Source organism: Sediminispirochaeta bajacaliforniensis DSM 16054 (genome assembly GCF_000378205.1).
Classification (GTDB): Bacteria; Spirochaetota; Spirochaetia; order DSM-16054; family Sediminispirochaetaceae; genus Sediminispirochaeta; species Sediminispirochaeta bajacaliforniensis.
Map to the genome: position 1 here is coordinate 14578 of NZ_KB899422.1, position 25881 is coordinate 40458.

General features: G+C 45.0%; 25 protein-coding genes. 16 read left to right on the forward strand and 9 right to left on the reverse strand.

The window, feature by feature from the left end:
- Position 1 precedes the first annotated feature (1 nt).
- The 3 genes from F459_RS0115790 to F459_RS0115800 all read right to left on the reverse strand — a co-directional run bounded on the left by F459_RS0115790 (position 2) and on the right by F459_RS0115800 (position 3474).
- Positions 2-823 (reverse strand): ABC transporter permease, encoded by an 822-nt coding sequence (locus F459_RS0115790; protein ID WP_020613684.1) that lies wholly within the window; start codon positions 821-823, stop codon positions 2-4.
- A 17-nt stretch (positions 824-840) separates the two neighbouring features.
- Positions 841-1773 (reverse strand): ABC transporter permease, encoded by a 933-nt coding sequence (locus tag F459_RS0115795; protein WP_020613685.1) that lies wholly within the window; start codon positions 1771-1773, stop codon positions 841-843.
- Positions 1774-1878: 105 nt separating this feature from the next.
- Positions 1879-3474, reverse strand: coding sequence for an ABC transporter substrate-binding protein (locus F459_RS0115800; protein ID WP_020613686.1), 1596 nt, complete (start codon positions 3472-3474; stop codon positions 1879-1881).
- Between the two features lie 475 nt (positions 3475-3949).
- Between F459_RS0115800 and F459_RS0115805 the strand changes: the two genes are divergently transcribed.
- The 3 genes from F459_RS0115805 to F459_RS0115815 all read left to right on the forward strand — a co-directional run bounded on the left by F459_RS0115805 (position 3950) and on the right by F459_RS0115815 (position 6715).
- Positions 3950-4747 (forward strand): alpha/beta hydrolase, encoded by a 798-nt coding sequence (locus tag F459_RS0115805; protein WP_020613687.1) that lies wholly within the window; start codon positions 3950-3952, stop codon positions 4745-4747.
- A 47-nt stretch (positions 4748-4794) separates the two neighbouring features.
- Entirely contained in the window at positions 4795-5802 is a 1008-nt protein-coding gene (locus tag F459_RS0115810) for a LacI family DNA-binding transcriptional regulator (protein ID WP_070415631.1), read from the forward strand.
- A 151-nt stretch (positions 5803-5953) separates the two neighbouring features.
- A complete protein-coding gene (locus F459_RS0115815) occupies positions 5954-6715 on the forward strand; it encodes an SIR2 family NAD-dependent protein deacylase (RefSeq protein ID WP_020613689.1) in 762 nt (253 codons plus the stop codon).
- A 54-nt stretch (positions 6716-6769) separates the two neighbouring features.
- Here F459_RS0115815 and F459_RS0115820 read toward each other — a convergent pair whose 3' ends face one another.
- Positions 6770-8080 (reverse strand): helix-turn-helix transcriptional regulator, encoded by a 1311-nt coding sequence (locus F459_RS0115820; RefSeq protein ID WP_033301908.1) that lies wholly within the window; start codon positions 8078-8080, stop codon positions 6770-6772.
- Between the two features lie 172 nt (positions 8081-8252).
- On the opposite strand from F459_RS0115820, the gene F459_RS0115825 reads away from it, so the two are divergent.
- Genes F459_RS0115825 through F459_RS0115850 form a run of 6 tightly spaced genes read left to right on the forward strand, consistent with a single transcriptional unit; the run spans position 8253 to position 15569 of the window.
- A complete protein-coding gene (locus F459_RS0115825) occupies positions 8253-9776 on the forward strand; it encodes a sensor histidine kinase (RefSeq protein ID WP_020613691.1) in 1524 nt (507 codons plus the stop codon).
- Entirely contained in the window at positions 9773-11653 is a 1881-nt protein-coding gene (locus tag F459_RS0115830) for an ATP-binding response regulator (RefSeq protein ID WP_020613692.1), read from the forward strand. Before F459_RS0115825 ends, F459_RS0115830 begins: the two co-directional genes overlap by 4 nt.
- Before the next feature lie 9 nt (positions 11654-11662).
- The gene (locus F459_RS0115835) at positions 11663-12031 is read left to right on the forward strand and encodes a response regulator (RefSeq protein WP_020613693.1); all 369 of its coding nucleotides are present in this window, start codon (positions 11663-11665) and stop codon (positions 12029-12031) included.
- A gap of 53 nt (positions 12032-12084) precedes the next feature.
- Positions 12085-12435: a TIGR04076 family protein gene (locus tag F459_RS0115840; RefSeq protein WP_026295067.1), complete on the forward strand. Its 351-nt coding sequence runs from the start codon at positions 12085-12087 to the stop codon at positions 12433-12435.
- Positions 12428-13477 carry an aldo/keto reductase gene (locus F459_RS0115845; RefSeq protein ID WP_020613695.1) on the forward strand — a complete coding sequence of 350 codons (1050 nt, stop codon included), beginning with the start codon at positions 12428-12430 and terminating at the stop codon, positions 13475-13477. Before F459_RS0115840 ends, F459_RS0115845 begins: the two co-directional genes overlap by 8 nt.
- A gap of 1 nt (position 13478) precedes the next feature.
- On the forward strand, positions 13479-15569 hold the full coding sequence (locus tag F459_RS0115850) for a PAS domain-containing sensor histidine kinase (protein ID WP_020613696.1): 2091 nt from the start codon (positions 13479-13481) through the stop codon (positions 15567-15569).
- Here the strand turns inward: F459_RS0115850 and F459_RS0115855 are convergent.
- Positions 15566-16555 carry a LacI family DNA-binding transcriptional regulator gene (locus tag F459_RS0115855; RefSeq protein WP_020613697.1) on the reverse strand — a complete coding sequence of 330 codons (990 nt, stop codon included), beginning with the start codon at positions 16553-16555 and terminating at the stop codon, positions 15566-15568. The genes F459_RS0115850 and F459_RS0115855 overlap by 4 nt on opposite strands.
- A gap of 147 nt (positions 16556-16702) precedes the next feature.
- On the opposite strand from F459_RS0115855, the gene argC reads away from it, so the two are divergent.
- From argC to F459_RS0115875, 4 genes are read left to right on the forward strand one after another with little or no spacing between them, the layout of a single operon-like run.
- Positions 16703-17749 (forward strand): N-acetyl-gamma-glutamyl-phosphate reductase, encoded by a 1047-nt coding sequence (gene argC / locus F459_RS0115860; protein WP_020613698.1) that lies wholly within the window; start codon positions 16703-16705, stop codon positions 17747-17749.
- 13 nt (positions 17750-17762) lie between these two features.
- Complete coding sequence (gene argJ, locus F459_RS0115865; RefSeq protein ID WP_020613699.1) at positions 17763-19007, forward strand: bifunctional glutamate N-acetyltransferase/amino-acid acetyltransferase ArgJ; 1245 nt, start codon at positions 17763-17765, stop codon at positions 19005-19007.
- Positions 19007-19864, forward strand: coding sequence for an acetylglutamate kinase (gene argB / locus F459_RS0115870; protein WP_020613700.1), 858 nt, complete (start codon positions 19007-19009; stop codon positions 19862-19864). Before argJ ends, argB begins: the two co-directional genes overlap by 1 nt.
- A complete protein-coding gene (locus F459_RS0115875; protein WP_020613701.1) occupies positions 19858-21039 on the forward strand; it encodes an aspartate aminotransferase family protein in 1182 nt (393 codons plus the stop codon). Before argB ends, F459_RS0115875 begins: the two co-directional genes overlap by 7 nt.
- Before the next feature lie 84 nt (positions 21040-21123).
- Here F459_RS0115875 and F459_RS24175 read toward each other — a convergent pair whose 3' ends face one another.
- Positions 21124-21294 (reverse strand): hypothetical protein, encoded by a 171-nt coding sequence (locus F459_RS24175; protein WP_013254815.1) that lies wholly within the window; start codon positions 21292-21294, stop codon positions 21124-21126.
- Positions 21295-21434: 140 nt separating this feature from the next.
- On the opposite strand from F459_RS24175, the gene yidD reads away from it, so the two are divergent.
- On the forward strand, positions 21435-21728 hold the full coding sequence (yidD, locus tag F459_RS23675; RefSeq protein ID WP_081623750.1) for a membrane protein insertion efficiency factor YidD: 294 nt from the start codon (positions 21435-21437) through the stop codon (positions 21726-21728).
- A gap of 14 nt (positions 21729-21742) precedes the next feature.
- On the opposite strand, the gene F459_RS0115890 is transcribed toward yidD, so the two are convergent.
- Genes F459_RS0115890 through F459_RS0115900 form a run of 3 tightly spaced genes read right to left on the reverse strand, consistent with a single transcriptional unit; the run spans position 21743 to position 23726 of the window.
- The gene (locus tag F459_RS0115890) at positions 21743-22243 is read right to left on the reverse strand and encodes a hypothetical protein (protein WP_020613703.1); all 501 of its coding nucleotides are present in this window, start codon (positions 22241-22243) and stop codon (positions 21743-21745) included.
- Positions 22240-22869, reverse strand: a complete 630-nt coding sequence (udk, locus tag F459_RS0115895; RefSeq protein WP_020613704.1) for a uridine kinase — start codon at positions 22867-22869, stop codon at positions 22240-22242. Before udk ends, F459_RS0115890 begins: the two co-directional genes overlap by 4 nt.
- Positions 22870-22898: 29 nt before the next feature.
- A complete protein-coding gene (locus F459_RS0115900) occupies positions 22899-23726 on the reverse strand; it encodes a M23 family metallopeptidase (protein WP_020613705.1) in 828 nt (275 codons plus the stop codon).
- 113 nt (positions 23727-23839) lie between these two features.
- Between F459_RS0115900 and F459_RS0115905 the strand changes: the two genes are divergently transcribed.
- Both F459_RS0115905 and F459_RS0115910 read left to right on the forward strand, forming a co-directional pair.
- A complete protein-coding gene (locus tag F459_RS0115905; protein ID WP_020613706.1) occupies positions 23840-25177 on the forward strand; it encodes a hypothetical protein in 1338 nt (445 codons plus the stop codon).
- On the forward strand, positions 25149-25865 hold the full coding sequence (locus tag F459_RS0115910; protein WP_020613707.1) for a zinc ribbon domain-containing protein: 717 nt from the start codon (positions 25149-25151) through the stop codon (positions 25863-25865). Before F459_RS0115905 ends, F459_RS0115910 begins: the two co-directional genes overlap by 29 nt.
- Positions 25866-25881 lie beyond the last annotated feature (16 nt).

Below are 25881 nucleotides of genomic sequence, written 5' to 3' on the forward strand. Positions count from 1 at the left end.
CTTAATTTTCTCTTAATCGAGGATCAAGCAAATCCCTGAGCGCATCGCCCACCATATTGAATGACAAGACCGTAATCATGATACATAAGCCGGGAATTATGGTTAGCCAAGGAGCCTGTGAAAGAAACATTCGACCTTCATTAATAATATTCCCCCAGCTGGGAATATCTGGCTGCAAACCGACACCAAGGAAGGTTAAGCTAGCTTCTGCAAGAACCGTACTAGCTAAAATCGAAGTCAATACAACAATAATTGAGGAAAGACACAATGGTAAAATGTGTCGAACCATGATTCGTAAATCACCGACCCCAATCGCATAGGCTGCCTCAACGTGATCCATCTCTTTCACACTTAACGTAACACCACGAGTCATTCGTGCCACCTTCGGAATATTTGTAATTGCCAATGCGGCAATAATATTGGGGATGCCAGAACCCAATGTTGCAACTAGGACCATTGCAAGAAGAATTGAAGGGAAAGCTAGCGTAGCATCCATGATTCTCATTAGAATCGAATCCAACCGTTTATAGTATCCGGCCAGTAGACCAAGACCAACTCCAAGAAGACAACTGACACCCATGGTCGTTATTCCTATTTCCAAGGAGATTCTTGCACCAAAAACTATCCTGGAAAATAAATCTCTTCCGAAAGAGTCGGTACCAAACCAATGGATCGCACAGGGCTTGGCCAACCTATTCATCACATCCATTTTCAAGGGGTCAGTTTTGACAAAAACGGGACCGAAAACAGCTATCACTAAAATAAGCGCAGATATTACACTGCCTATGATTATCTGATAATATCGCTTTTTGATTTTTCTCATCATGCTGCCCTTTCGATTTAAGAATAAGTAACTCGTGGATCCAACAATTTATATAGAATATCTATGATCAAATTCACAAGAACGAACATTAATGCTACATACATGATATGGCCTTGTATTAGACTGTAATCCCTTCGGGAGATGGCTGTGACAATAAGATTCCCAGCTCCTGGAATGTTAAAAACAGCCTCGGTAACGACCGCACCGCCTGCCAGCCTCGCTACATTCAGACCTATACCTGTCACTGTTGGAATCATGGCATTCTTGAAGGCATGCTTCATAACCAACAAAAACTTGCTAACACCCTTGGACTTGGCTGTCCTGATATAGTCAGATCTCAGGACCTCCAGCATGCTTGATCTTGTCAATCTTGCGGTTTCGGAAGCTAATTGCAATCCAAGTGCAAAAGCCGGAAGTATCAAATAATATATAGAGGTCCAGAACCCGGATTCGCTAATCAGCTTATAACCTAACACTGGGAAAATATGTAGGTTCTGTGCAAAAACCAAAATAAGCATCAGGCCTAACCAAAAATTTGGGACAGAAATACCGACCATTGCCAATAAAATAAAAAGTCTATCTAAAAAAGTATTGTGATTGATAGCTGAGAGTATTCCCATTGGGATTCCCAAAAGAATGGAAACAAGCAACCCCATGGACATTAGTAATAAAGTCGGCTCCATTCTGCTGATGATAAGCTTGGTCACCGACATATCATAGAAATAGGAATTGCCAAAATCTCCATGTATAGCCTTTGCGAACCAATTGAGCATCTGCATTAGAAATGGTTTATCCAACCCCATTGTTGTTCGCAATTCATCTATGCTTTCAGGAGTGGCTTCAGGTCCCAGCATAACACTTGCAGGGTCCCCGGGAATCAATCTGACAATTGTAAATACAAGTGCCCCTACGATTAGTAGCACCATGAGAAGACCTATTATTCTTCTCATGATATCTTCGTCCTTCTCGCGATATATATAATCAATATAGACTCCCTTATTTTAAGAATACGTACCGGTCGAGAACATATCCAAACCGGTATGTATTCTTGAAAGTTATTTAGTCAACCACGCATTCCAGTAAAATCGTCTCCATGGAGCAGAAACAGGAATTCCCTTAACATGCTTGTCGTAAACAATGGCAGTATTGAAATCACCAATTTTTACAACTGGAAGTTCCTCCCAAATAAGGTTACAGAATGCATGCCATGCCTCGACCCTTTTCTCCTGATTTGCCTCTGTCATCAGATTTTTTAGTAGGGAATTCTTGGTATCGGTATTCCACCAACCTGGCCAGCTATTTCCTACAAATGCTATAAGGGCAGGATCGGGCTTTATTGTATAGCCGTTGCACCACATGTTGTATGCGGTAGGGTCCGTTCTAACTTGTGTCAAGGTCGCCCAGTCGACAATTCTAAGATCAATATTCATACCGGCATGCTTCAGCTGTTCGGCGACAACCATTGCTGCATTCTTGTCGGAATCGGTAGAATTATTTCCATAGAATACGATTGGTTCGCCTTTATATCCTGCCGCATTAAGATATTGCTCAACCTTCTGCAAATCCTGCTTATTGTACACATCGGATCCTATATTGTTTTCCCATATGGTGCCCTCAGGACCCCAACCAGGATTACAATCATAAAATTCTTCCTTGCCACCGCAAGCGGCATACATGACCTGATTCATGTCTAAAGCCGATAACACAGCCCTTCTCATATTGATGTTGGCCATGATTCCCTGCTTGAGGTTAAATGTAATAGACATACTGGCCCTCTCGCCAGTAGGCTCAATTACGAGATTATCGTATCCCTTGAACTGATCCAACTGTGTAGCACTGTAGACGCCGACTTCACAATCGCCACTAGTTAATGCCTGGATCTGGGTCATCGCATCCTTTACGACTACCCAGTACATGGAATCAAGATACTGTTTCTTGGCACCGCCATAGCCTTTCGGCTCTCCATCAAGACCACAGTAATCTTCGAATCTTTCAAGTTTGATATACCTATCCGGACTCCATTCTGCCAGCTTATAAGGACCTGTCCCAATATATTTCTTGACCGAGGAATTACCCGCTTCGTCCAAAATATACTTCGGCATCACATACGGTCCTTGATCTTGAAAAGCCAATGCAGTCAGGGCCGTAGGAGAGGGCTGAGATAAGGTCATTTTGATAGTATATTCGTCTACCACCTCAAGACCTTTCAAATTTTGGAAAGCCAGCTTTGCAAACGACGATTTACTTAACCAACGTTTTAAGGATGCATTCACATCTTCAGCTTTCATCTCCGTGCCGTCCTGGAAAAGGACACCTTGGCGTACGTGGAGAATCAAAGTCGTCTGTCCATCCTGGTATTCCCAGGAGCAGAGGTTCGGAATTGGTTGGCTTTTTTCGTCTAAAGCAAGAACGGTCTCAAAAATATGATAACCAAGCTGCCAGACAGGATCTGAGCCAGTCCAATGCACATCAAGAGTATTCATCGGCTGCCATACGAGCCTTAGACTTCCTCCTGCCATCGGCACAGAAGTTTCAACAGTGACATCATTGTCGGCAGAGGGACTTTCATTTTGTCCATTTGCAAATAAAGAACTGATACTTACCCCAAATATGCCAATTACCATGAGCAAAACTAAAAGAGCTTTCTTCATACGCACTTCTCCTTGTGAAATATTGAATCATTCTATGGTCACTTTTTCATGTAGTCAAGTTTTTTCATGAAAATTTTCTTTTTATAATGAAAATATTATTATAAATGCTTATATTATAATGATATAAAATAAGAACACTATAGCATATAAAGACAATTTTTATAAAATATTACCAAATATAAATGTTGAAATGTGTATTTTTACGCCTATATACCATTGTAACAGCCTTATTGGCATAACACTTTTTATCGTGCTAAAAGTATTTTAGTAAAAACTTGACAGCTAAAAAAACAGATCTATCATATATATTGAAGAGATTGGTATGGTTAGTCGTATTTTCATTTAGCAGAATACAGAATATACCGTTCCTTTCTTGTTAGATGCATAACATCATAATGTTGCCATCCATCCTGTCAGACATTTTACCAGGCGTACAGGAAATCCTTTAAGCAATTATGAGGAGGCCGGGTTAGTAATGCTGGAAGTCTATAATACACAGGCTGTTTCTCTTAACAATGTAATGACCTTTCGTGTGATGACTCCGAAAAATTATGAAACTTGTAATAATCAATATCCAGTGCTTTATGCCCATGATGGCCAGAATATTTTCCAGGATGAAACCTCCGTAGATGGTTATAGCTGGAAATTCGAGGAATATTGCAAAACAAATGAGAAGTTTCTTCCGAAGGTGATTATTGTTGCTATTGATTCTCCCCAAACTAATAACAAACGAACGACTTTATATACGCCATTCTCTAAACATTTCGAGGTAAAAAAAGGCAGCACCTTTCCTTCTGATGTTCACGGAAGAGGAAAGGAATATCTTGATTGGATTGTAAATGATTTGAAGCCCTGGATCGATAATCGCTATCGGACCATCCCTGAAGCTAAATATACAGGTATTTGTGGCAACAGCACTGGTTCAGTCATAAGTCTCTACGCTTTATTAAAATATCCATTTGTTTTTAGTCGAATGATTTCAATAAGTGGGGCTTTTTACTATTGGTATGATCTTCTAAAGCCTTGCTTTGAAACTGTCGTGTCCGAGATTGAGTATATTTATCTGGATGTTGGGACAAAAGATCAGGGACGTATCACTAAACCAAAAGAATTTGTGGAAGGAAATACTATGATAACTCAAGAACTTTCAAAACTCGGGTATACTGATAGTCAGATTGCCTATCATGTTTTCCCCGAAGACAAGCACACTAACTATTACTTTGGGAGAAGATTTCCCGATGCCTTGAGATGGATATTTCAGGATTGTAATTAATGATAATGTTTCAAAAAATGCATAAATATTGGAGATAAACACCAAAAATGGGCGTAACGATAAAAGACGTAGCGAAAAGAAGCGGATTGTCAATTACTACAGTGTCTCTAGTTCTAAACAATAAAGCTAAGGAGAATCGTATTTCGGAAAAAACAACTCGCTTGATTACAGACGTGGCTGCAGAACTGAATTATTCTGGTTCAAACTCAAGGAAGGCAACTTATTTAGAAAAACCTACAAAATATTATACGATTGGTTTTGTAGTTTCTTCATATACTTCTCTTTATACACCAGGGATATATCCCAGGATCGAAACCTGCTGCAGGAAAATTGGTTATTTTTCTCTCTTTGCCTCAATTTATACTTGTTTAGAAAACGAAGCTGAATATATAAAACGTTTTACCAAATATCACATAGACGGCATTGTGTTTGATCCTTCACTACTTTCCAAGGATACATCTAAACGTTTCATACAACTTGTAGCTGATGTGAAGATACCTGTGGTTCCTCTTGGACTCGTCAATGATTCGTTCCTGCCTAATTCCATTCAACCTGATCTGAGAAAGGCCGGCTATATGGCAACGGACTATTTAATCAGCAAGGGATTTACTAACATCTCATGTATTGTTGGGCCAACCAAGGATACCGAAAACAACACTTTATTTTCGGCAGGATATATCGACGCGCTTGAAAAAGCAAAAATGACAAATTCCATTAACATTATTCAATTCTCACCTATTAACAATGTTATTTCACCGGAATTTTTTGAATCAATATCATCTCTTCCGGCTTTCATTATTTCCTCTGAATGGCTTTTGAAAGAACTTTCTTTTTATGCGAACAAGGCGAATCAAAAAATTTCTGAGAACATCGTGTATATAGCTAATTTCAGACCTCTTAACTATGAGCAAAACAGTTTACCGGGATTCCCCGTGTATCTAAACATGGAGAGGGTGCTCAGAAAAGCTACAAACCGCATAGACGAAAAAGATAAAAAGGAGAAGGCCTTAGTTCCTGAGTTTATATCACCTACACATGGTTTCCCTGATGCATAGCACTTGAATTTCCATAGTAAAGATTTCATCATGCTTTTGGTTGCAGTATTCATGCACTCCAATAAATCCGATACGACTTCTATATTACACCTATTGTGCACCTTATGCCCCTGGAATATAATAATTGTATCTTTTTAAAAAGGTCGTATAGATGTCACAAAACAAGACGCTTAATCCCGACCTTATAAAACTATTAAAAGAGTCGGGAAATATTCTGGTGGTCACCGGAGCAGGTATCAGTACAAGCGCCGGTATTATTGACTTCCGAAGTCCCGGAGGGCTCTATTCTGTTGCAGTAGAAAGATATAACCTTCCTTATCCCGAGGCTATATTCGATATAGCATATTTCCATAAGAATCCTGCCCCCTTTTTTCGGCTTTCCGCCGAGCTTTTACTTGCAGATATTGAACCGACCCCGTGCCATCATTTTCTGGTGGAATTGGAGGCGAAGGGTAAGATTGGCATATTGGTAACGCAGAATATTGATATGCTCCATGAAAAGGCTGGTTCAAAGCATGTCATTGAATGCCATGGATCGTATCGCACAGGGCGTTGTCTTTCCTGCGGAAAGCGATTTGAATATAAAGATTTCTCAGGTCCGCTTCTGAAAGGTAAAATCCCACATTGTCAGTGCGGAGGGATTATCAAACCCGATGTGGTGTTTTTCGGAGAAAGTCTGCCTGAATCCTTTATGAGCCTCTTTTATCGTCGCCCCAAAGTGGATCTTTTACTGGTTTTGGGCACATCACTTACGGTACAACCCGTTTCAAGTTTTGCCCTGGATTATGCGCCGCGAATTCCTTCTATTTTGGTAAATCGTGACCCCACCCCCTACGACGGCCGATTCAGCTACGTTCATCATGGCGAGCTGGACGACTTCGCGCAGCAGGCATGGGACAATGTGCTAAGGTAACGGTACAGACCCCAGCCGCAAAACAAGCTGGGGCAAACCTTTGAAGGGAGACGACTACAGTTCGGCCCTCCTCTCATGTTCGGGATCGTATCCCTTTGTACGTGTCAGCAATTCGGCCATAAGCTCGTTTCTGTTGCTGACACCGAATTTCTTATAAATTCCGCTGAGGTGTTTTTTTATCGTAATTTCTGCCAAATTCAATTTGGAACTGATTGCCCGGGTTGGAAACCCCTCGACAAGGTAATCAAGGATTTCTTTTTGCCTATCGTTTAGTTTTGCCATTTCCTCAAAGGTGCTCTGCTCGTCGAAATTCGCATCATTGTCCACACGAACGACACCGAGATAACCGAGGTTTCTTGTCGCCAATCTGATCGGAACAACGGCGAAATCCAGGAGGCGACGCTCTCCCCCCTTTACGAAAAATCGGCCGCTCGCTTGAACAAATTCGGCATTAGTCTGCTTAAACTTCGCTTGTATATGCCGAAAGAGTTCTTCCATGGGCTTTTTGTTTATCTCCAGGGTCACATGAAGAATGTTTTTTCCAACATAACAAGAGGCTTTTCTACCGGTAATATCTTCGATACTCGCCGACAAGAAGCGTATAATTCCCGCTTCATCAATGATCCATGCACATTCCTGAAAAAGTGAAGGCGTGGCAACATTATCGATATGCTCTTTTTCGGCAAGTGTTTTCTCAGAATGCTCCAAGAGGTCTATGAGATATGTCTCTGCATAGAACTGTTCCGAAGCCAACAATTCGATCATACCGCTTTTGGCCTTTTCAATTTCTTCGTTCCATTTCTTGCAAATAGCAATAAAGGGATCGGTTTCATTGGAGAAGAAGACCCTCCGATGATGTTGTATGAGCCGTTTCCGTTTTATCTCGTTACCACAGAATTCAAAGAAGATGGTTCGAAAGGCAACGGTCGCAAGCTCTTCGGATTGTGCATCAAGGGTAAGGATAAAATCCTCTATCTCGGTTTCACTCCCAAGTGTCAGGATGGGGAAATTCAAATCGATACAGCTATACATCATCTGCGATGGATGATTTTGCAGGCTCTCGCTTAAGGACGATAGGAAGGATTCTCTATCGAAGAGATAATTTTCATCGAGAAACTCTTCCTGGGGCACCATTCTAGCTACTATATGTTGTTTCTTTTCATGAAAATTCCAAAATGAAAGAATGCTCTGCATAACATTACAGGCCTTCTCTGGACCGTAGTAGATAATTTTCGCATCTTTTTGGAAAATGGCCTCGTAAAAGAGCTGCTCCAGAAATCGAAGATATTCCTGTTGATTTCTGTAAATAAAAAGATCTTGCTGGCCATCTATACTATGAGCCGTGTACATTCGATTAATTGACATAGTTAAATTCTCATATTTTTTTCAACAAAAAGTAACTATACAATAGTATACATTTTCAAGATTTCTTCTCAAAAGTTGATGCTTTACTCTCATTTTTATACCCCTGTATCTTTCATTATACGTCATTATTATTTAGAGTTAAATAAAGAAATTGTTTTATTTGGAGATATTAATGCATAGATTGAGAAAGTGCAATTCTTTTTCTCAATCGGACGACAAGGCCTTATTGCTTGAGCTTCTATTGTCGCATTATCCGAACGGTAGTATGGGTTTGTTCGATAGCTCCTTACGATACTGCATTGCCGGCGGATCGCCTGTTGCCACGAATGTGAATTCGATTGAGGATTTCATAGGAAAAACGGTAAGCGAAATTTTCGATATCGACCTGATGAGAAAAATAGAACCGCCATTCAAGGCCGTTTTCGATGATCAGCCTTCGCGTCTACAAGTCAGCCACCAAGAACATACCTACGAAATCCGCATTGAACCGATAAAGATTGATGAAACCATACCGTTTGGGATCGTGCTCTTTCAAGATATCACAGAAAGGGAAGCCGAACTTGAAAAGAAAGAGAAGGCCCTGCTTTCTTTGAGAAAGCTTCTTGAATCTTCGTATAATACAATCAACGATATCATGTTGGTAATGGACAAGGATCATCAAATTATCTTTTCAAACTTGGCACTCGACCATTTGCCAAATGGAATCGAGTCGACCTGCCATGCGGCTCTCTTTGGCAATGAGACGGCGTGTGCGGATTGTGATATCCATGAAATTTTCAAGGATGGAAAGGAGCTTCGTAAAATACGAAACAATACCGATCAAGGGAAAATAGAAGAGATAACTGCTTTTCCTGTTTTTGATGATCACAATAATGTCCAATATATTGTTGAACATATAAAAGATGTCACAAAGGAAAAGCAGTTAGAGACCATCAGAAAAAATTTTGAGCTGGAGTTGGAGAGAGCGGTAACGGAAAGGACCAGGCTCCTGGATGAAGCAAATAGGGAACTGCGTGCTTTCGGTTATACGGTTTCGCACGATTTGAAAGCGCCTCTTCGCCATATTGCAGGTTTTTCCAATGCGCTTGAAGAGGATTATGGAGATTACCTTCCTCCAAAGGGGAAGCAGTACCTCAACAAAATAAAGGCAAGTGTGGCCAGAATGCAGACTATTATTGACGAGTTGAGTGTTCTATCTCGTATTTCCGACCAAAATCTTAGGATCGCCTCTGTTTCGATGAATACACTTATCCGATCGGTCGCTGCAGAGGAACAAGAGATGGCACATGCCGAAGTGGAAATAAATATAGATGTCGAAGAGAGCAATACGCTACGGCTTGATGAAGAGATGTTCAGAATTGCGCTTAAAAATCTGATCTCCAACGCCATCAAATATACAAGTAAAACACAAAATCCGAAAATCATGATAACGGGACAGCAAAACGAAAACTCCTACCTTTTAAAGATTACGGATAATGGTATCGGTTTTGATATGGATAAAAGCGATCGCCTTTTTCAACCATTCACTCGTTTACATAACGATAGCGATTATCCCGGCACGGGTATTGGGCTTGCCACCGTACGAAGGATACTATTACGACACAATGGCATTATCTGGGCCAATTCACATCCCGGTGAAGGCAGTACCTTCTTTCTTTCCATTCCTCTCCAAAAAAATGAAAGGGATATGGTATGAACGAATTGCTTCGTGTGTTGCTGGTAGAAGATTCCGATGAAGACGCAGAACTTTTTCAGAGGGTCTTACAGCGGGAAGAATTTGAGCTGGAAATTACTCGAGCCGTGAGTGCAAAAGAGTTTTCAGCTTTCATCGATCAAAAAAAATATGACATTGTTGTCAGTGATTTTCAGCTGATCGATACCAACGGATTTGAAATTCTTGAAATTTTCAACACACGACACCTCGATATCCCTTTTATCACGGTCTCTGGAAGAGTAGGAGAAGAAAATGCCGTACGGTTGATGAGAAAAGGAGCCAGGGATTACGTCATGAAGGATCAGCTTTCCCGTCTGGCTCCCGTTATACGGAGGGAACTGGAAGAATACAGGGCCAGGCGGGAAAACGAGTATTTCGAACGAAAATTACAGGAGAGTGAGGCAAAATTCAGTCAGGTTTTCCGCTTTAGTCCCGACCCCGTGGTGATTACCGACGACAAACTTATTATCCGCGAAATAAACTACTCATATCTGGCTATGTTCGGCCTGATGATTGATGAAGCGGTAGGACAGAAAATCGATACACTGGCGATGTGGGAGAAACATGAGAATTTTATTCAATATTTGCTGAAGATGCGTTTGGGAGCGCATAGCCCTTCTACGGAATGCAGCATGACAGATGCCGAAGGGAAAGAGCGTACCATCCATTGGAGCCTGAAATCCATACAAGTAAATGATGAAGAGTTGCTTCTCTGGAATGGCCGAGATCTTACCGAATTGAAGCAACTTGAGGGGAAGCTACAGCAAACCGAACGGATTCATGCCATCGGTACCCTTGCCGGAGGTATAGCGCATGATTTTAACAATATCCTTGCGGTAATCTATGGCTATGCCGAAATGGGACTGAGCAATAGTGAGGGCAAACCCCGTTTCCATCGCTATTTTTCTGAAATTATCCGTTCCTCCGACCGTGCAAAGGAGCTGATTAAGCAGATTCTTACCTTTAGCCGCATGGAAGAAGGTAAGAGAGATATAATTGATCCGGCCCCGATCGTTAAAGAAGCATTAAAGATGATCAGAGCGACCATACCGTCGACCGTCGAACTGAAGGCTCACATCGAGTCCGGACATCATATTTTTGCCAACATATCTCATATTCACCAGATCATTCTCAATCTTTGTACCAATGCGTCATATGCAATGAAAAAGAAACCTGGCACCCTTCGGGTCAGTCTCGACAGCATAGAGAGTTTCTGTAGGTTGCAGGTGCAAGATACGGGGGTCGGTATCACTCCAGAAACGATGAAAAGGATCTTTCTGCCCTACTTTACGACAAAAGATGTAAACGAGGGAACAGGCTTGGGCCTATCGGTCGTTCACGGTATCGTAGAAAAGTATAAGGGGAGTATCGATGTCGCCAGTAAACCCGGTGAGGGGACATGTTTCACTATTCTTCTTCCCCTATCGCACGGCGATGATGAGAACAATATCACCGATGAGGAGCCTAATAACACCTTAAGTAATATCCGAACGGATCAGAAAATTTTGATAATTGATGATGAACCCTCCATCGTCAATTATCTGCAGGAATTACTTTCAAGTTCGGGAATCTCTGTCGATTCAGAAACAAAATCTACCGAGGCCCTAAAGCGATTCTTATCTGTACCGCCGCAAACCTATGCAACAGTCATTACCGACCAGTCGATGCCGACAATGACGGGGACAGAACTCGCCTATCGCTTACGTAAATACGATCCCGCCATATCATTTATCTTTATCACCGGAAACGAAGAAAGCATTCCTGAGTCGGTTATCCGTGATCTTGGGCAAGGTATTATTTTATCTAAACCCGTCTCTTCGGGAGATCTTCTGCAGACCCTGAGAGGATTTATGTCATAGGAGGAAAAGATGAGCACTATCTTAGTTATTGACGACAACGACTCATATCGTGCAATGCTCACCATGTTTCTGACAGAAAAAGAGTTTATGGTTATTCAGGCCGATAACGGAAAAAGCGGATGGAAGCTATTACACAGCCAGAAGCCCAACCTTGTCATCCTTGACATCGTCATGCCTGATCAGGAGGGCATTGAGACGCTCATACAGTTACGCAAAGTGTATCCCCATCTTCCTGTTATTGCGATCTCCGGCGGGGGAAAGATCGGTCCCGATAACTATTTAAAGCTGGCAAAGGCCTTCGGTGCCGATGAGACATTTGAAAAGCCGGTGAGTAATACCGTTCTTCTTTCGGCAATTCGAACACTACTGGAACCGTAGCATATGGTACCATGATCTTGACAACCATATTTCTCCAGCGTACTCTCATCTTCATGAAAGACAATTCTGATCAATTTACTTTATATGACCTTCGTATCGACGTGGTAGAGGGAAACCAACCAATGGTTTGTAACCATCGACTCGGCACGGCATTTTTTGTCGAAGGTGAGGATCTTGTCTTTCCCGGGGGAAGCCGTTTCAGCCTTTACGCTTTGGCTGCGCTCTTACCCTTGTTGCCGGCAAAACAGCGTTATACCCACGCCGCAGACTGGATGACGACAGATGACGAAATTGCCTGCCCCGACCCGAATTGCGGAGCGCGCTTTCGTATCGTACGCACGGGAAAACGGACCTTTACCCACAATCAATGTACCGTTGTACCGATGGAGGACAAACATGAATAAGCATTCTCTGGGGAAACTTCCTGTCCTGATAAACGGTGCCTGGCAGCTTTCTGCCGGCCACAGTCCCGATTATGCGGAAAAGAATAACCAGGCGATTGAGGCCTTTCTCAAGCTCATTGATGCCGGGTTTACAAGCTTTGACGGCGCCGATATTTATACAGGTGTCGAGGAACTCTTCGGAAAGCTCCTTTCCATGTATCTATCTGCCTCGCCCCAGCACCGAAGGGAGGATTTGCGTTTTCACACCAAGTTTGTTCCCGACAAGTCAATACTTCCCCAGGTGGATGAGAGCTATATCCGTTCAATTGTTGAACGAAGCCTTTCACGAATAGGAACCGACTACCTTGATCTTGTACAATTTCACTGGTGGGATTGGGAAGTTCCTGGCTATGTCGAGGCTGCCCGCTATCTTATGAACCTTGCGAAGGAAGGGAAGATCAGACAGCTTGGTACCACCAATTTCGACACGGAACATCTTCGTGACTTGTGTGACAACGGAATATCCATCGTCAGCAACCAGACACAGTATTCACTTCTCGACAGACGGCCGGAACACGGCATGATATCTTACTGTCTTGAACAGAATATCGCACTGCTCTGCTATGGAACCCTGGCAGGAGGGTTTCTCACCGACAAGTGGCTTGGAAAGCGGGATCCCGGTTATGGGGAAAACCTCGAGAATAGATCTCTTATAAAATACCGCCTTATTATTGATGAATTCGGAGGATGGGATGCTTTTCAGGAACTGCTCTCCCTTATGCATGCGATAGCCGATGCCGAGCAGGTTTCTATTGCTAATATTGCCACCTCATGGGTTCTTAGTCGAAAAGGAGTGAAGGCCGCAATTGTCGGAACACGAAACGACACCCATGTTGCCTCCAATCGGAAGAGTGCGGAACTCCGACTGACCTCTGATGATCTGCAGAAGATAAACCGCTTTATTGCAGACCATCCTGGACCGGGCGGAGAACCCTTTGCTCTTGAACGCATTCCGGGAGGTATTCATCAAAAGATCATGAAGATGGAACTGAACAAAGAGTAGCATGGAGTGTATACCCGTTCTTACCTTTGTTTCTGCTTTAATCTATCTCGGAGCGGGTGTGTATACCTTTGCAAAGAACAAGGAAGGAGGAGTAACTCAACATTTTTTATTGTTGTCTCTTTTCCTTTCGATGTGGGCCTTCGCCGCATCTTTTGCCATTGCGGCCCCTTCTGAGGCCAAAGTTTTTTTCTGGTACAACAGTTTTTCATTTGCCTGGTTTTTGTTTCCTCCGGTCTTGGTGCATTTTTTCCTCTCCCTGACCAGGAAAAACTTCTCTCTCCGTTTTCGACATATACTTCTCTACCTGCCGGGGTTCATTCTTCTTTTTGCCACGCAGCACACAAAGTTAATTATCAAGAATTTTGTAAGAGGTCCCTGGGGATGGACCATCATCTATGATCGCACCTCCTTCTGGTATATCTGCAACATCATCCATTACTCTTTGGCCATACTTATATCTCTCATTATTCTATTGAGATGGTTTAAAAGCTGCAAAAGTACGGAAAAGTGTCAACAGGCCGGTATCACACTCTTTACCTTTCTGCCGGCGGTTCTTCTTTCAACGGCTACGGGAACGATTCTTCCCATATTGGGTATCTTTAGGCTCCCCCCCCTTGTCCCTATTTTTATGACCATTTGGGTTATCGGTATAGCGATAGGCGTCACAAAGTTTAATATGATGATTCCCACTCCGCAAAACAGCGCTGCCAGCCTCATCGAAACCATTCATGAAAGTGTCCTCCTCTTGGACAAAAACTTGCATATTGTTTTCTCAAATCCCGCCTTCTCAAAACTTACCGGATATTCCCCGTCGCAACTTTCGGATGTCTCGATCGATACATTTTTATCTGAGCCGATTTGCAGTGGTACTACTCCCCTTCTGTTGTTTCGAAAAGAGGGAAATGCCGTTCCCGTTGAGGCAACCAGTACGATTGTCTATACGGAAAGGAAAGACGAGATTGGACGAATCGTCGTCTTTAAGGATAAGCAGATAGACGAACGGCTTTTGCAGGAAATCAAACTGAGAAAGGAGACGGCCGAGCAGCTTCATTATTCGGAGATTCTATTTACCAAGGCCTTCTACCTAAGCCCTATCGGAATGATTATTGTCGATAGCGAAGATTATCGCATCATCGAGGTCAACGACGCCCTTTTGGCTATTTTCGGCTATGACCGGAGCGTTTCGGAAGCAAGGAAGATTACCGACTTCCCCATATGGGTCCACGATAGTGATCGCCGGGCTGTTTTCAAAATTCTAAATCAAGGCAAAACCGTTCGAAACATGATGGTCGCCCTGCTCCATCACGATGCCTTTCCCATAGAGACTAAATTTTCCGCGGAGAAACTGTCCATTGGAGATAGGGAGCTTATTCTGTTCTGTGTTGATGATATATCCTCAAGGATCAACTTAGAGCGGCAGGTAATGAAGATGCAGCGCATGGAATCGCTGGGCTTTCTTGCAGGAACCGTTGCTCATGATCTAAACAACATCTTCACGGCAATAGAAGGGAATTTGGATATTGCCCGCCATACGCTCCCCAATGATGAAGCGGAAGTAAAAGAAGCCTTGGATGCCGCATTATATGCATACGAAAAGGGGAAACGGCTTGTTCGAACAGTTCTGCAGCATACAAGAGTAAAAGAAGACATGCAGACTAAGATCAACATCCGTGATGTACTGGAGGCCGCCGATCAACTGGCTTTCCGTGCATCAACGGTCAAACGGACAACAAAGTCTCCCTCCGGATTTGATCCATTTCTTGCCGGCTATCCCGATCTCCTCTTTCAGCTTTTCATGAATCTCTTTGTAAATGCACGACAGGCAATGAATAACATGGGTGAGCTCCTCATCGAGTTATCCGGGGATGATGACACCATAACGATAGGTGTCTGCGATGACGGCCCCGGGGTTCCTAAGCGCTATGCTGATCAAATTTTCGATAACGCCTTTTCCACCCGTGAGGAGGGAACGGGGCTTGGCCTATCGATTGTCAGAAGTATTGTGGAGCGCCATAAAGGAACGATACATCTCGATACGAGGTATACAAGGGGGGCAAAGTTTATTGTGACCTTGCCGAGGGAAATCGCTTAGGCAGTGCCCCGAAAAATAAGATTGGGTTCAAGAATAAGCGTTTGTTGATGGTCGCACTTTTTTATGATGTCAAGAAGCAGCTGGGCACCGGAACGTCCCAATAAGCGGTTCTTTAGATCAACAGTGGTCAGTTGCGGATCCATCAATGTTGCAAATGCGGTATTTCCCGCCCCGATAACCGCAACGTCATCCGGAACTCTTCGCCCTAAGGCGCGCAGGGCATGTATGACATGGATAGCTATCAAATCCGTAAGACAATAAAATGCGTCGATCTTTTCGGCAAGGGCCCTTTCCACAAGAGCGGGGATCTGATTGGAATCGTAATCACACTCGAAAATGGTATGGGAAGAGAAATCACGCCCTCTTTCACGCAATGCCGATGTGTAGCCCAGGTAGTTGATATGGGATTGAGGCTGCCGCAAACGGCCGAGCATAATGGCAACCTGTTTCCTACCGCTTTCGATAAGGTAGCCGGTTGCATCGTAAGCGGCTTTGTAATAATCGACATAGACCGAAGGAATCGGTATGGGAGAAAACATTCGATTGAGGAAAACATACGGGATACCGTTTCTGTCCAAAGACCGAAGATGGAGAAAATCCTCGTAGTTTGAAGGAAGGGTATTAAAGAGTACTCCTGCAACACGATTTTCGATCAGGCGGGGTATGACCGCCTTTTCACGCCTGATGTCGTTTTCAAAGCCATAAATAAAAACCGAAAAACCGTTCTGACGAAAGACCGTTTCGATTTCGTGAGCACTTTCCGCAAAGAGCAGGTTTGCAAGGGTGGGAATCAAGAGTGCAACATTGGAAGAGAAATTTGTTTTCAGAGTCTTTGCAGCGTTGTTTGGAATATAATGCAAATGCTCAATGGCGTGGTCGATCTTTTTCGCCGTATCGGCCTTTACCTTAATCTTCCGATTTATATAACGTGAGACGGTGCAGACGCTGACCCCGGCGTTTTTCGCAATATCTTTAAGGGTTGACACCACGTTTCCTTTTCGCTTTTTCGATTATATGATAGTGTATAATGCTTTGTTAAACGATGTCAACGATGCTTTTTACCTATGGTATTGCAATAATATGCGAAATTACTGTATCTTTATTCATCATTTCGCATCTAAGGAGCACATCCAATGGTAAAAGCCGCAGTAATTGGAGCTTCCGGGTATGCCGGTCAGGAACTGGTAAGGCTCCTCTACCACCATCCGGAAGCGGAAATTGTTTATCTTGGTTCCCGTTCTCTGGAAGGAAAATCCCTTTCGGATTCTTTCCGCTCCATGGCCGATTCCGATCGTTATCGATTTCGTGCAAGTAATCTTCGTGATGCTGCCGAGGAAGCCGACATCATTTTCCTTGCCCTTCCTCACGGTATTGCAGCAGGCGCCGTTGATAACGAAATTCTGCAGAAATCAAAAGTCATTGATCTCGGTGCCGACTTCAGACTTCGATCTCTGGATGCATATCGTTTATGGTATCATCTCGACCATCCGGGAGGACCGGTATTCGACAGTGCCGTTTACGGACTGTGTGAATTGCATCGGAAGGCCATTGCCCCTGCCCGTTTGGTAGCAAATCCCGGTTGTTACACAACCTGTTCGATACTTTCATTGGCTCCCCTCCTTGCCGAAGGGGAAATAGATCTCAGCATGCCCATTGTTGTCGATGCAAAATCGGGGGTCTCAGGGGCGGGAAGAAGTCCGGGAGAGGCCTTTCACTTTCCAGAATGTAACGAGAGCCTGAAAGCATACAAAGTGGGAACGCATCGCCATACCCCGGAGATCGAACAGGAACTTTCTCTACTTGCCGGCACACAGGTGACCGTACAATTCACCCCGCACCTTGTCCCGATGAATCGGGGGATTCTGGTCACAGCCTATTGCAGGCCGAACGGCAAGGCCGAGGCGCTTCGCATAGAGGAGTTGTACCGGACCTTTTATGCCGATGAGCCATTTGTCAAAATCCTCGGTAAGGCCGAAGGTTTACCGGAAACCCGATGGGTCAGAGGGAGTAATCGTTGTGACATCGGTTTTCATTATGACGAAAGAACTGGTTTGCTGATGGTCATCGGAGTCATCGATAATCTTGTAAAGGGAGCCGCAGGTCAGGCTATCCAAAATATGAATATCATCAGTTCCCTTCCCGAAACGATGGGACTGACAAACTACGCCATGTTTCCCTGAGGAGTCTTATGTTATGCAGGAATTTCATAACGAATTGAGGACGGGAGCAGATATCCAGCTTCCGTCAGGTTTTTCCTTTGCCGGATACCGGGGAGGAATAAAAAAGGACAAATTAGATACCGCTGTGATTGTTTCACAGGAGCCAAGCAATTGTGCGGCGGTTTTTACTCGTAACAAGGTGAGAGCACACTGTGTTGTTCGAAACGAAAAACTCGTTGATCGTGGAGAGACCGTAAAAGGAATCATCGTAAACAGCGGAAATGCCAACGCCTGTACGGGGGAAGAGGGAGAGGGCAATAACGAACGCTTTGCCGCCGCCGCTGCACAGCATATCGGTTGCAAAAGCGAACAGATACTTACCGCTTCCACCGGCGTTATAGGCGTTCAGCTTCCCATAGCGGAGATGGAACATGCTGCCGGCAGCATCGAAACCGGAAGTTCCGGCGAACATTTTCTGGCCGCAGTAGATGCCATCATGACGACCGATACCAGACGCAAATGTGTAAGCTGCCGTTTTATTGCCGGAGGCTCTTCTTTCACCATTACCGGAATGGCAAAGGGATCGGGAATGATTCATCCAAACATGGGCACGATGCTCGGTTTTATCGTGACCGATGCTCCTATCTCCGCCCCTTCTCTCCAGAGTTCGCTCAAATTGGTTGTGGATGAAACCTTCAATATGATTTCGGTCGATGGAGATACCAGTACCAACGATATGGTTTTACTCCTCTGCCCTCCGGGGGACAGGGGTCGTTTTACCTGTGAACAGGAACGGATGGATTTTCTCTCCAGTTTTCACTCGGCGCTTTACGATATCTGTCGCTATCTTGCCGTAGAAATTGCACGGGACGGAGAGGGCGCAACGAAACTTTTGCGCTGCCGTGTGGAAGGAGCCTCCTCTCTTCAGAATGCGAGGACCCTTGCAAAGGGAGTCATCGGAAGCAGTCTCGTAAAGTGTGCCTTTTTCGGTGAAGATGCAAACTGGGGAAGAATCATTGCGGCCATGGGCTACAGCGGTGCCGATTTCAACCAGAAAGCGGTAAGTATCAGCTTTCGGAATTTTGATGGAACACGAGCAATTACCCTTATGAAACGTGGAACCCCGGTCGTTTTCAGCGAAGAAGAGGCAAAAAAAATTCTTAGTCAGCAGGAGATCGAAATATTCATCGGACTGGAAGAGGGAAGCGCTTCTGCCACCGCCTGGGGATGCGATCTTACCTACGACTATGTGAAAATCAACGGAGATTATAGAACCTAATGCAAGCCTACATCAACAAAGCCGAAACGCTTATCGAAGCGGCTCCCTATATCAGGAAATTTTCAGGAAAAACCGTGGTAATTAAATACGGGGGAGCGGCAATGACAGACCCGCTTCTCGAGCAGATGGTGATGGACGATATCGCCCTTCTTTCGGTTTTAGGGGTGAAACCGGTCATCGTTCACGGCGGAGGGCCCGCAATTAATGCAATGCTGAAACGCTTATCCATCGAGCCCTCCTTTGAAAACGGCCTCAGGATCACCGATCCGCAAACCATGGAAATCACGGAGATGGTACTTTCCGGGAGCGTTAATAAGAAAATCGTGCAGATGCTCTCTGACCGTTCGATCCGTTCCGTCGGCCTTTCAGGCAAAGACGGGGGCCTCTTTGAGGCAAAACTCCATCGTCCCGACGGTAAGGATATCGGCTCGGTGGGAGAGATCGTGGCCTGTAACACCGAGGTTGTAACAGCACTCATGCAAAATGGCTTTCTTCCCGTCATAAGCCCGGTTAGTGCCGGAAACGAAGGCGATAGCCTTAATATTAATGCCGATATTGCTGCGGTAAAGATTGCAGCGGCCCTACACGCAACAAAGCTTATTTTCCTTTCGGATGTGCCCGGTGTGCTGCGTGAGATAGGCAATCCCACCTCACTTATCTCCACCATAAAGATCGATGAGGTCCCCGAGCTGGTCGCCGATTCGGTTATTACCGGGGGAATGATTCCCAAAATCACCTGTGCGGCCGAAGCGGTACAGAAGGGAGTGGAATCCGTCCACATCCTCGACGGAAAAAGCAAACATGCGTTGCTTCTTGAAATTTTTACGGACAAAGGAGTAGGAACCGTCTTATGGTAAGTAAAACATATCTTCAAAAAAACAGCGAAAACGCGCTTGAAACCTATGCACCTTTTCCCATCGTTCTCGATCATGGAAAAGAATGTACTGTTACCGATGTCGACGGCAAGGAATATCTTGATTTTGTTGCAGGGATTGCAGTCAACATACTGGGACACGGCAACACCCGCCTGGCAAAGGCCATTGGACAGCAGGCAGAACGGCTGATGCACTGTTCAAATCTCTATCTTAATCCCGTAACCGTCGATTATATGGATGCACTTCTTGCGTGTAGTGGCTTTGACAAGGCCTTTTTCTGCAACAGCGGAACCGAATCGATTGAAGCGGCCCTCAAGCTTGCCAGAAAGCGTGCCGGGTTAACGGGAAAAGCAGGACGTGATATCGTAGCGCTGAGCGGAAGCTTCCACGGAAGAACCTTCGGGGCGCTTTCCGTTACCGGACAAAAGAAATATCAGGCCCCTTTCACCCCTCTTTTACCGGGAGTCAGATTCACCGAATCCAATAATCCGAAGGCGTTGGAAGAGGCTGTCGATGACTCTGTTTGTGCAATCATCATGGAGCCGATTCAGGGTGAGGGCGGCGTTAAGCCTCTTTCATCGGCCTTTGTTGAAAAGGCCGATGAACTACGGGAAAAGTATGATCTCCTCCTGATTTTCGATGAGGTGCAGTGTGGTTTTGGTCGATCGGGAAAGCTCTTCGCCTGGGAGCATTTCGGTATCAGGCCGGACATCCTTTGCATGGCAAAGGCGATCGCCGGAGGCTTTCCAATGGGGGGTATCCTTGTCACCGAAAGGGCAGCGGCCTTTAAGCCAGGAGATCATGCCGCTACCTTCGGAGGTAACCCACTAGCTTGTGCGGCAGCCTCGGTCGTACTCGATGAGCTGACAAACAGGGGACTCCTCGCCCATGCGGAAGAGGTTGGAGCATATCTGGGGCAAAAGCTCGGAGAGCTGAAAGAAAAACACCCACATATAGTAGATGCACGGGGACTGGGTTTGATGCGGGGAATAGAACTTTCATCGGGATCGGCAGACGTCATATCGGCCTGCATGGACAAGGGATTGCTGCTTGTGAGAGCAGGGAGCGAGGTCATTCGTTTTGTTCCTCCCCTGATTGTCACAAAGGAGGAGATCGACAAGGCTATCTCAATTCTGGATGGAGTCCTGGGCCTATAAGGCATAAGACTTTTTTCAGCTGATACAAAAAAAGGGACTGATCGCTTCAAACGACAGTCCCTTTTTTATAGAAGAAAACCTCTTCTACATCAAATCCTTTGGCTTACGTGCGGTGTTGCCGCTTGCTTCACACACGGCCATATGCTTCAGTTTGCCATTCTTAAAGACAGATTTCATCTTAATATTTCCGCCCCAGCGACTGACGAGCTGCTGCGCTCCGCCACGACGAGCGTTCTTTGATACGCTACCTGCCATAACAATCTCCCTTCATAGGGTCTAATAAGACCCTGTATTCATATAAACTATACAATAAAAGCAAAGTTTCGTCAAACCCACCACAGCCTCTTAATCCTTTACCTTGTCATAACATACAGAAAATCGTATATTTTCCTTTAATGAATCTTGCGAAAATTGTCCGAAGAATATGGATTCTTCCCATAGAGTTCTACAGAATTGTTATCTCTCCGGCCCTACCCGACACCTGCATTTATACCCCAAGCTGCTCATCGTATGGCAAAAAAGCCATACTTAAACATGGGATCCTGAAAGGTACACTTCTGGCCGTTTCTCGTATAGGACGCTGTACAGGAGCCTTCTTTACCGGTGGTGACGACCCTGTCCCCGACCACTTCTCGTTCAAAGAGATCGGGGAGGGATATCGCCGCTTCCATCGCAGGAAAAAATCCTAAACAGGGTAGATCCCCTATCTGTTATGCTCGGACAGGGCACCGGCATCCTCAAGACCGCTTCGATAGCCCTCGCTGTAGGCCTCTTTATAGGCCTCTCTCCAAGCCTCCCGATAACCGTCAAGGTATCCCTGATTGTAACTGTCACTACTATCCGATCCACCACCGTCACTTCCTTCCGAGTAATCGTCAAAGGTAAAGGTTATGGTACGATCGGCTGCATCGGAAAGATCAACCTCGTAACGGGTGTATCGGTCGCCGTCGATATCTACGGCAAGGACATCGTAGACGGCCGCATCGGGATCGGACAACGGTACCTGCACATCACTTGATTCGCCATCGCGAACACTGTTGCCATTAAGCAGATCGTCCTGCCAATCATCAGAACTCGAGGGTGAAATATAAAGCTCATTGATGTCGTAGCCCGTTTGGTTACTAAAGGTAACGGTAAAGCTTTCCTGAGCAAACAGGATCGCCGTGACAAAAAAAAGCATTCCACCGATAGTCAGTCGTTTCATCTCTTCTCCTCCTCAGTTCGACTAATCTCTTTCATAAACGGAATCAATACCCTCAGGGCGTTATCGTTAAAGCCCCCTTCGGGAATAATCAAATCTGCATACAATTTCGTCGGTTCAATAAACTCATAGTGTCCAGGCCTTACTACTTCAAGATATTGATTGATAACAGAGTCGACAGTCCTCCCTCGCTCCTTCACATCCCGCTCCAATCTGCGGATAAATCTGATGTCGTCGGGAGTATCGACAAAAAGCTTCAGATCAAAAAGCGAACGAATTTTTGCATCGGAAAAAACCATAATCCCCTCGAAAATAATCAAATGCTTGGGTTCGAGCGGGACCGTTTCTTCCTTCCTTCGATGATGGACGAAATCATACTGAGGCATTTGAATACGCTTTCCCGATTTGAGGGCAAGCAAGTGCTCGTATAAGAGATCGTTATCAAAGGCCTCGGGATGATCAAAGTTAAAAGCCGTAATATTACTGTTGTTGATATACTCTGCAGACTTATAGTAGTTGTCCTGCGGGATGAAGTTAAAGTCCGGAACGATTTCCGATATCTTTCGGACAATGGTTGTTTTACCGGAACCAGAACCGCCCCCGATTGCAATGACTCGTATATCTTCCACATCCACTCCCGTTTATTAATGGTAGCCCATTATCCACGGGGAGCCTTTGCCGGATCAAGCGGTTTTCCGTCTTTATAGACAAAAAAGAAGACTTTTGCATCTTTTTCTATGAGGTGAGTTCCCAATTTTCCAAGAACGGTTCCTGGTGTGACCCTGTCTCCGACATGCACGAAGGTCTCCCCGTTGCCGCCATAGGCGTAAATGGTATCGTCCGCCCCTTCGACCATGACAAGACGACCGTAGCCTCTGTAGGGAGCAACCCAGACCACATTGCCGCTATTAACCGCCACAACGTCGTCTCCCGCATTACCCTGAATTTCAATCCCCTTCAACTTTCCCGAAAGGTCCCGTCGGCTTCCTGCATGGGGCCAGAGAGGAACTCCTGTATAGACAGATAGAGGGGGAACACCTCCTGAAGAAGGGGGAACGGAATCGTTGTGCTTAGTATCATCCTCTTTTCCCGCTTCGAGGACCGGAAGCTTGGAGATAATCGGTACTTTGAGTTCCATTCCGATCTTGAGGAGCGAATCCTTTGAGATGTCGTTTATTAAACAAAGACGATCAATATCAATCTCATACTCTCGTGCGATTCCGTAGAGCGTATCCCCCCGTGCCACTTCATGGATCGTATACTCTTTTTCTACCTGAGGAAGCATAAGCTTCTGACCAATTTGAAGAGTGGTAGGGTCTTTAATGCCGTTTTCCGTCATTAAGGCATCGGGGGATAGAGAAAAACTACGGGCAATGCTGTAAAGCGTATCCCCGGGTTTCACCGTATAGCTCTGGTTTTGGGTCTGAGCCCAAAACGGGAAAGCAAAGATGACAATTGTTAAAAAAAACAGTCTAATGTGTTTCATAGCTCCATCTATCTTATCGGCATTGATGATACCACTCTTGAGTAATCCAGAAAAAAGGATATCGATGCTACATGCTACTGTCAACGAGCCCGACTCTGATATAGAATATGCGCATGCAAAGTAACTGGGCAAGGCTGGATAACAACGGAAATCTCTACCCGGCAGTACTCTCTAAATCGTATACCACCATATTTCGTCTTTCAGTAAGCCTTTTCGAGGCCGTTCAGGTCGATATCCTCAACAAGGCCCTTGCCGTGACTATAGATAAATTCCCGTACTACAAGGTCCATTTGCGTCCCGGGGCTTTCTGGTATACCTTCGTCAAGAACCAAAGAACTCCCCACATTGTTATCGACAGTAAATATCCTTGTACCTTTATGCCGTTCAAACAACGAGGAGTCTTTCCCTTTCGCGTACGTGCATGGGGGAATACTATCGCAGTTGAATTCAGCCATGCTCTCACCGACGGGACCGGAGCAATGATATTTCTGAAGACCCTTCTTGCAGACTATTACAAGGAACGTAAGGGAGCTTTGTCTGAGGCGGATCGACGCTTGTTTGAGGCCGATGAACAGATACGTCTTGGCACCTCTCCATATGTTGAGGAAGAGGCCGAAGATGCCTTCAGGCGCTACTTTGATTCCGATATTCCGGACTCGGAAGGCTACCTCAAAGCCTTTCGTCTTCCGGGAAAGCGGAAAAGTACCGACCAGTACGGTGTTCTCACGGCCGATATGCCTGTTGCTCAGCTTCTTAACCAGGCAAAGATGAGAGGACTCAGCCTGACGGAATATCTTGTATCGGTCTACTTTTTTGCCCTCCAGGAGATTCAGATACGCTGTATGAAGAGACGACCGAGAAAACGCTGGTCTCCCCTTTCCATTATGGTTCCCATTAATCTTCGTCCTATGCTTCCTAGCCGAACCATGCGCAACTTTTTTCTCGCCCTCTCTCCCCATTTGGATACTCGTCTCGGCTATTATCACTTTGATGAAATTTGCCCGAAGGTGCACCATTTTCTCAGAAGCCAACTCGACTACCGTAATGTGAAGCAGGATATTAGAAAGAACATGCGGGGGGTTGTGCATCCCCTGCTTCGTATTGCACCGCTTTTTGTAAAAAACAGTGTTATTCGGATGGTCTACAGAGATCAGGGAGAAAAGGCCTTTTCCGGAAATCTTTCGAATTTAGGGGTTTTTTCCCTTCCTAAACCACTAAACAATCTTGTCAAAAGCGTTAGCTTTGTTCCACCGCCAAGCCCCGTACTTGGCATCAAGTGTGGGGTCATCAGTTACGGGGACACCCTCTCGATAACCTTTGGATCACTTGTGGAAGAACGGCTCTTGGAATATCATTTTCTCAGCTTTCTCAGAAAAGCTGGGATACGACCATACCTTAGAGGTAACTGGAAAGGAGAAACGAATGCCTTATTGTCCCCACTGCGGAGTTGAGGTCGATCCCGATACCCAAACCTGCCCGCTTTGCAAAACCCCGTTACCTTCCATCGATACCAAGCCCATCGGTTTCGGCGAATATCCTGATAGGGAACATAAGCTGCATTATCAACGGAGAAGATTTACAAACAGGGAACGATTCTCAGCCTTACACTTTATCCTGTTCATATTGCTTATTCCCTTTACCGTAACACTTTCCACCGACCTTTTGTTACATGGAGAAATAACCTGGTCGATTTTTCCAATTGTCTCTCTTCTGGGAGCCTTTGCGATATGTGCCTGTTCGCTATTTGTCAGAAATGTCTGGAAACTGCTTAGTTCGTATCTGCTTATTGCCCTTGTTATCGCACTTCTCTTTCATATGATAACGGGAACCCTCGGAAGTTTTCTTCGGTGGTCCCTGCCGATCACCCTGGTTGCCACAGCAATAACGGTAGCGGCCATTATTTACGGTGCAAAGGCAAAATCAAGAGGATTCAATATAGCCGGGGTATCGTTATGGGCGGTAGCCCTCTTTTGTCTTATCTTAGACGCAATTATTGCAATCAATAGGGGAACGTCCCAAAAGATCCACGGCTGGTCAGTGATAACCGGTTCCGCCCTCTTTCCTCTCGGGGCTCTCTTTTTCTATGTTCATTATCGCTTTGGAGGCAGAATCTCCTTCAAACGCTTTTTCAATGTCTAATGCCTAACGGCGTTTG

What these genes read in the sequence shown, in the direction of transcription:
- F459_RS0115795 (WP_020613685.1), bottom strand. Translation starts at nt 1,773, where the DNA reads ATGAGAAGAATAATAGGTCTTCTCATGGTGCTACTAATCGTAGGGGCA.
- F459_RS0115875 (WP_020613701.1), top strand. Translation starts at nt 19,858, where the DNA reads ATGGTAAGTAAAACATATCTTCAAAAAAACAGCGAAAACGCGCTTGAA.
- F459_RS0115805 (WP_020613687.1), top strand. Translation starts at nt 3,950, where the DNA reads ATGCTGGAAGTCTATAATACACAGGCTGTTTCTCTTAACAATGTAATG.
- F459_RS0115845 (WP_020613695.1), top strand. Translation starts at nt 12,428, where the DNA reads ATGAATAAGCATTCTCTGGGGAAACTTCCTGTCCTGATAAACGGTGCC.
- argB (WP_020613700.1), top strand. Translation starts at nt 19,007, where the DNA reads ATGCAAGCCTACATCAACAAAGCCGAAACGCTTATCGAAGCGGCTCCC.
- F459_RS0115825 (WP_020613691.1), top strand. Translation starts at nt 8,253, where the DNA reads ATGCATAGATTGAGAAAGTGCAATTCTTTTTCTCAATCGGACGACAAG.
- F459_RS0115910 (WP_020613707.1), top strand. Translation starts at nt 25,149, where the DNA reads ATGCCTTATTGTCCCCACTGCGGAGTTGAGGTCGATCCCGATACCCAA.
- F459_RS0115820 (WP_033301908.1), bottom strand. Translation starts at nt 8,080, where the DNA reads ATGTCAATTAATCGAATGTACACGGCTCATAGTATAGATGGCCAGCAA.
- F459_RS0115840 (WP_026295067.1), top strand. Translation starts at nt 12,085, where the DNA reads ATGAAAGACAATTCTGATCAATTTACTTTATATGACCTTCGTATCGAC.
- F459_RS24175 (WP_013254815.1), bottom strand. Translation starts at nt 21,294, where the DNA reads ATGGCAGGTAGCGTATCAAAGAACGCTCGTCGTGGCGGAGCGCAGCAG.
- F459_RS0115815 (WP_020613689.1), top strand. Translation starts at nt 5,954, where the DNA reads ATGTCACAAAACAAGACGCTTAATCCCGACCTTATAAAACTATTAAAA.
- F459_RS0115810 (WP_070415631.1), top strand. Translation starts at nt 4,795, where the DNA reads ATGGGCGTAACGATAAAAGACGTAGCGAAAAGAAGCGGATTGTCAATT.
- F459_RS0115890 (WP_020613703.1), bottom strand. Translation starts at nt 22,243, where the DNA reads ATGAAACGACTGACTATCGGTGGAATGCTTTTTTTTGTCACGGCGATC.
- F459_RS0115800 (WP_020613686.1), bottom strand. Translation starts at nt 3,474, where the DNA reads ATGAAGAAAGCTCTTTTAGTTTTGCTCATGGTAATTGGCATATTTGGG.
- F459_RS0115830 (WP_020613692.1), top strand. Translation starts at nt 9,773, where the DNA reads ATGAACGAATTGCTTCGTGTGTTGCTGGTAGAAGATTCCGATGAAGAC.
- F459_RS0115850 (WP_020613696.1), top strand. Translation starts at nt 13,479, where the DNA reads ATGGAGTGTATACCCGTTCTTACCTTTGTTTCTGCTTTAATCTATCTC.
- argC (WP_020613698.1), top strand. Translation starts at nt 16,703, where the DNA reads ATGGTAAAAGCCGCAGTAATTGGAGCTTCCGGGTATGCCGGTCAGGAA.
- F459_RS0115900 (WP_020613705.1), bottom strand. Translation starts at nt 23,726, where the DNA reads ATGAAACACATTAGACTGTTTTTTTTAACAATTGTCATCTTTGCTTTC.
- F459_RS0115790 (WP_020613684.1), bottom strand. Translation starts at nt 823, where the DNA reads ATGAGAAAAATCAAAAAGCGATATTATCAGATAATCATAGGCAGTGTA.
- F459_RS0115905 (WP_020613706.1), top strand. Translation starts at nt 23,840, where the DNA reads ATGCAAAGTAACTGGGCAAGGCTGGATAACAACGGAAATCTCTACCCG.
- yidD (WP_081623750.1), top strand. Translation starts at nt 21,435, where the DNA reads ATGAATCTTGCGAAAATTGTCCGAAGAATATGGATTCTTCCCATAGAG.
- argJ (WP_020613699.1), top strand. Translation starts at nt 17,763, where the DNA reads ATGCAGGAATTTCATAACGAATTGAGGACGGGAGCAGATATCCAGCTT.
- F459_RS0115835 (WP_020613693.1), top strand. Translation starts at nt 11,663, where the DNA reads ATGAGCACTATCTTAGTTATTGACGACAACGACTCATATCGTGCAATG.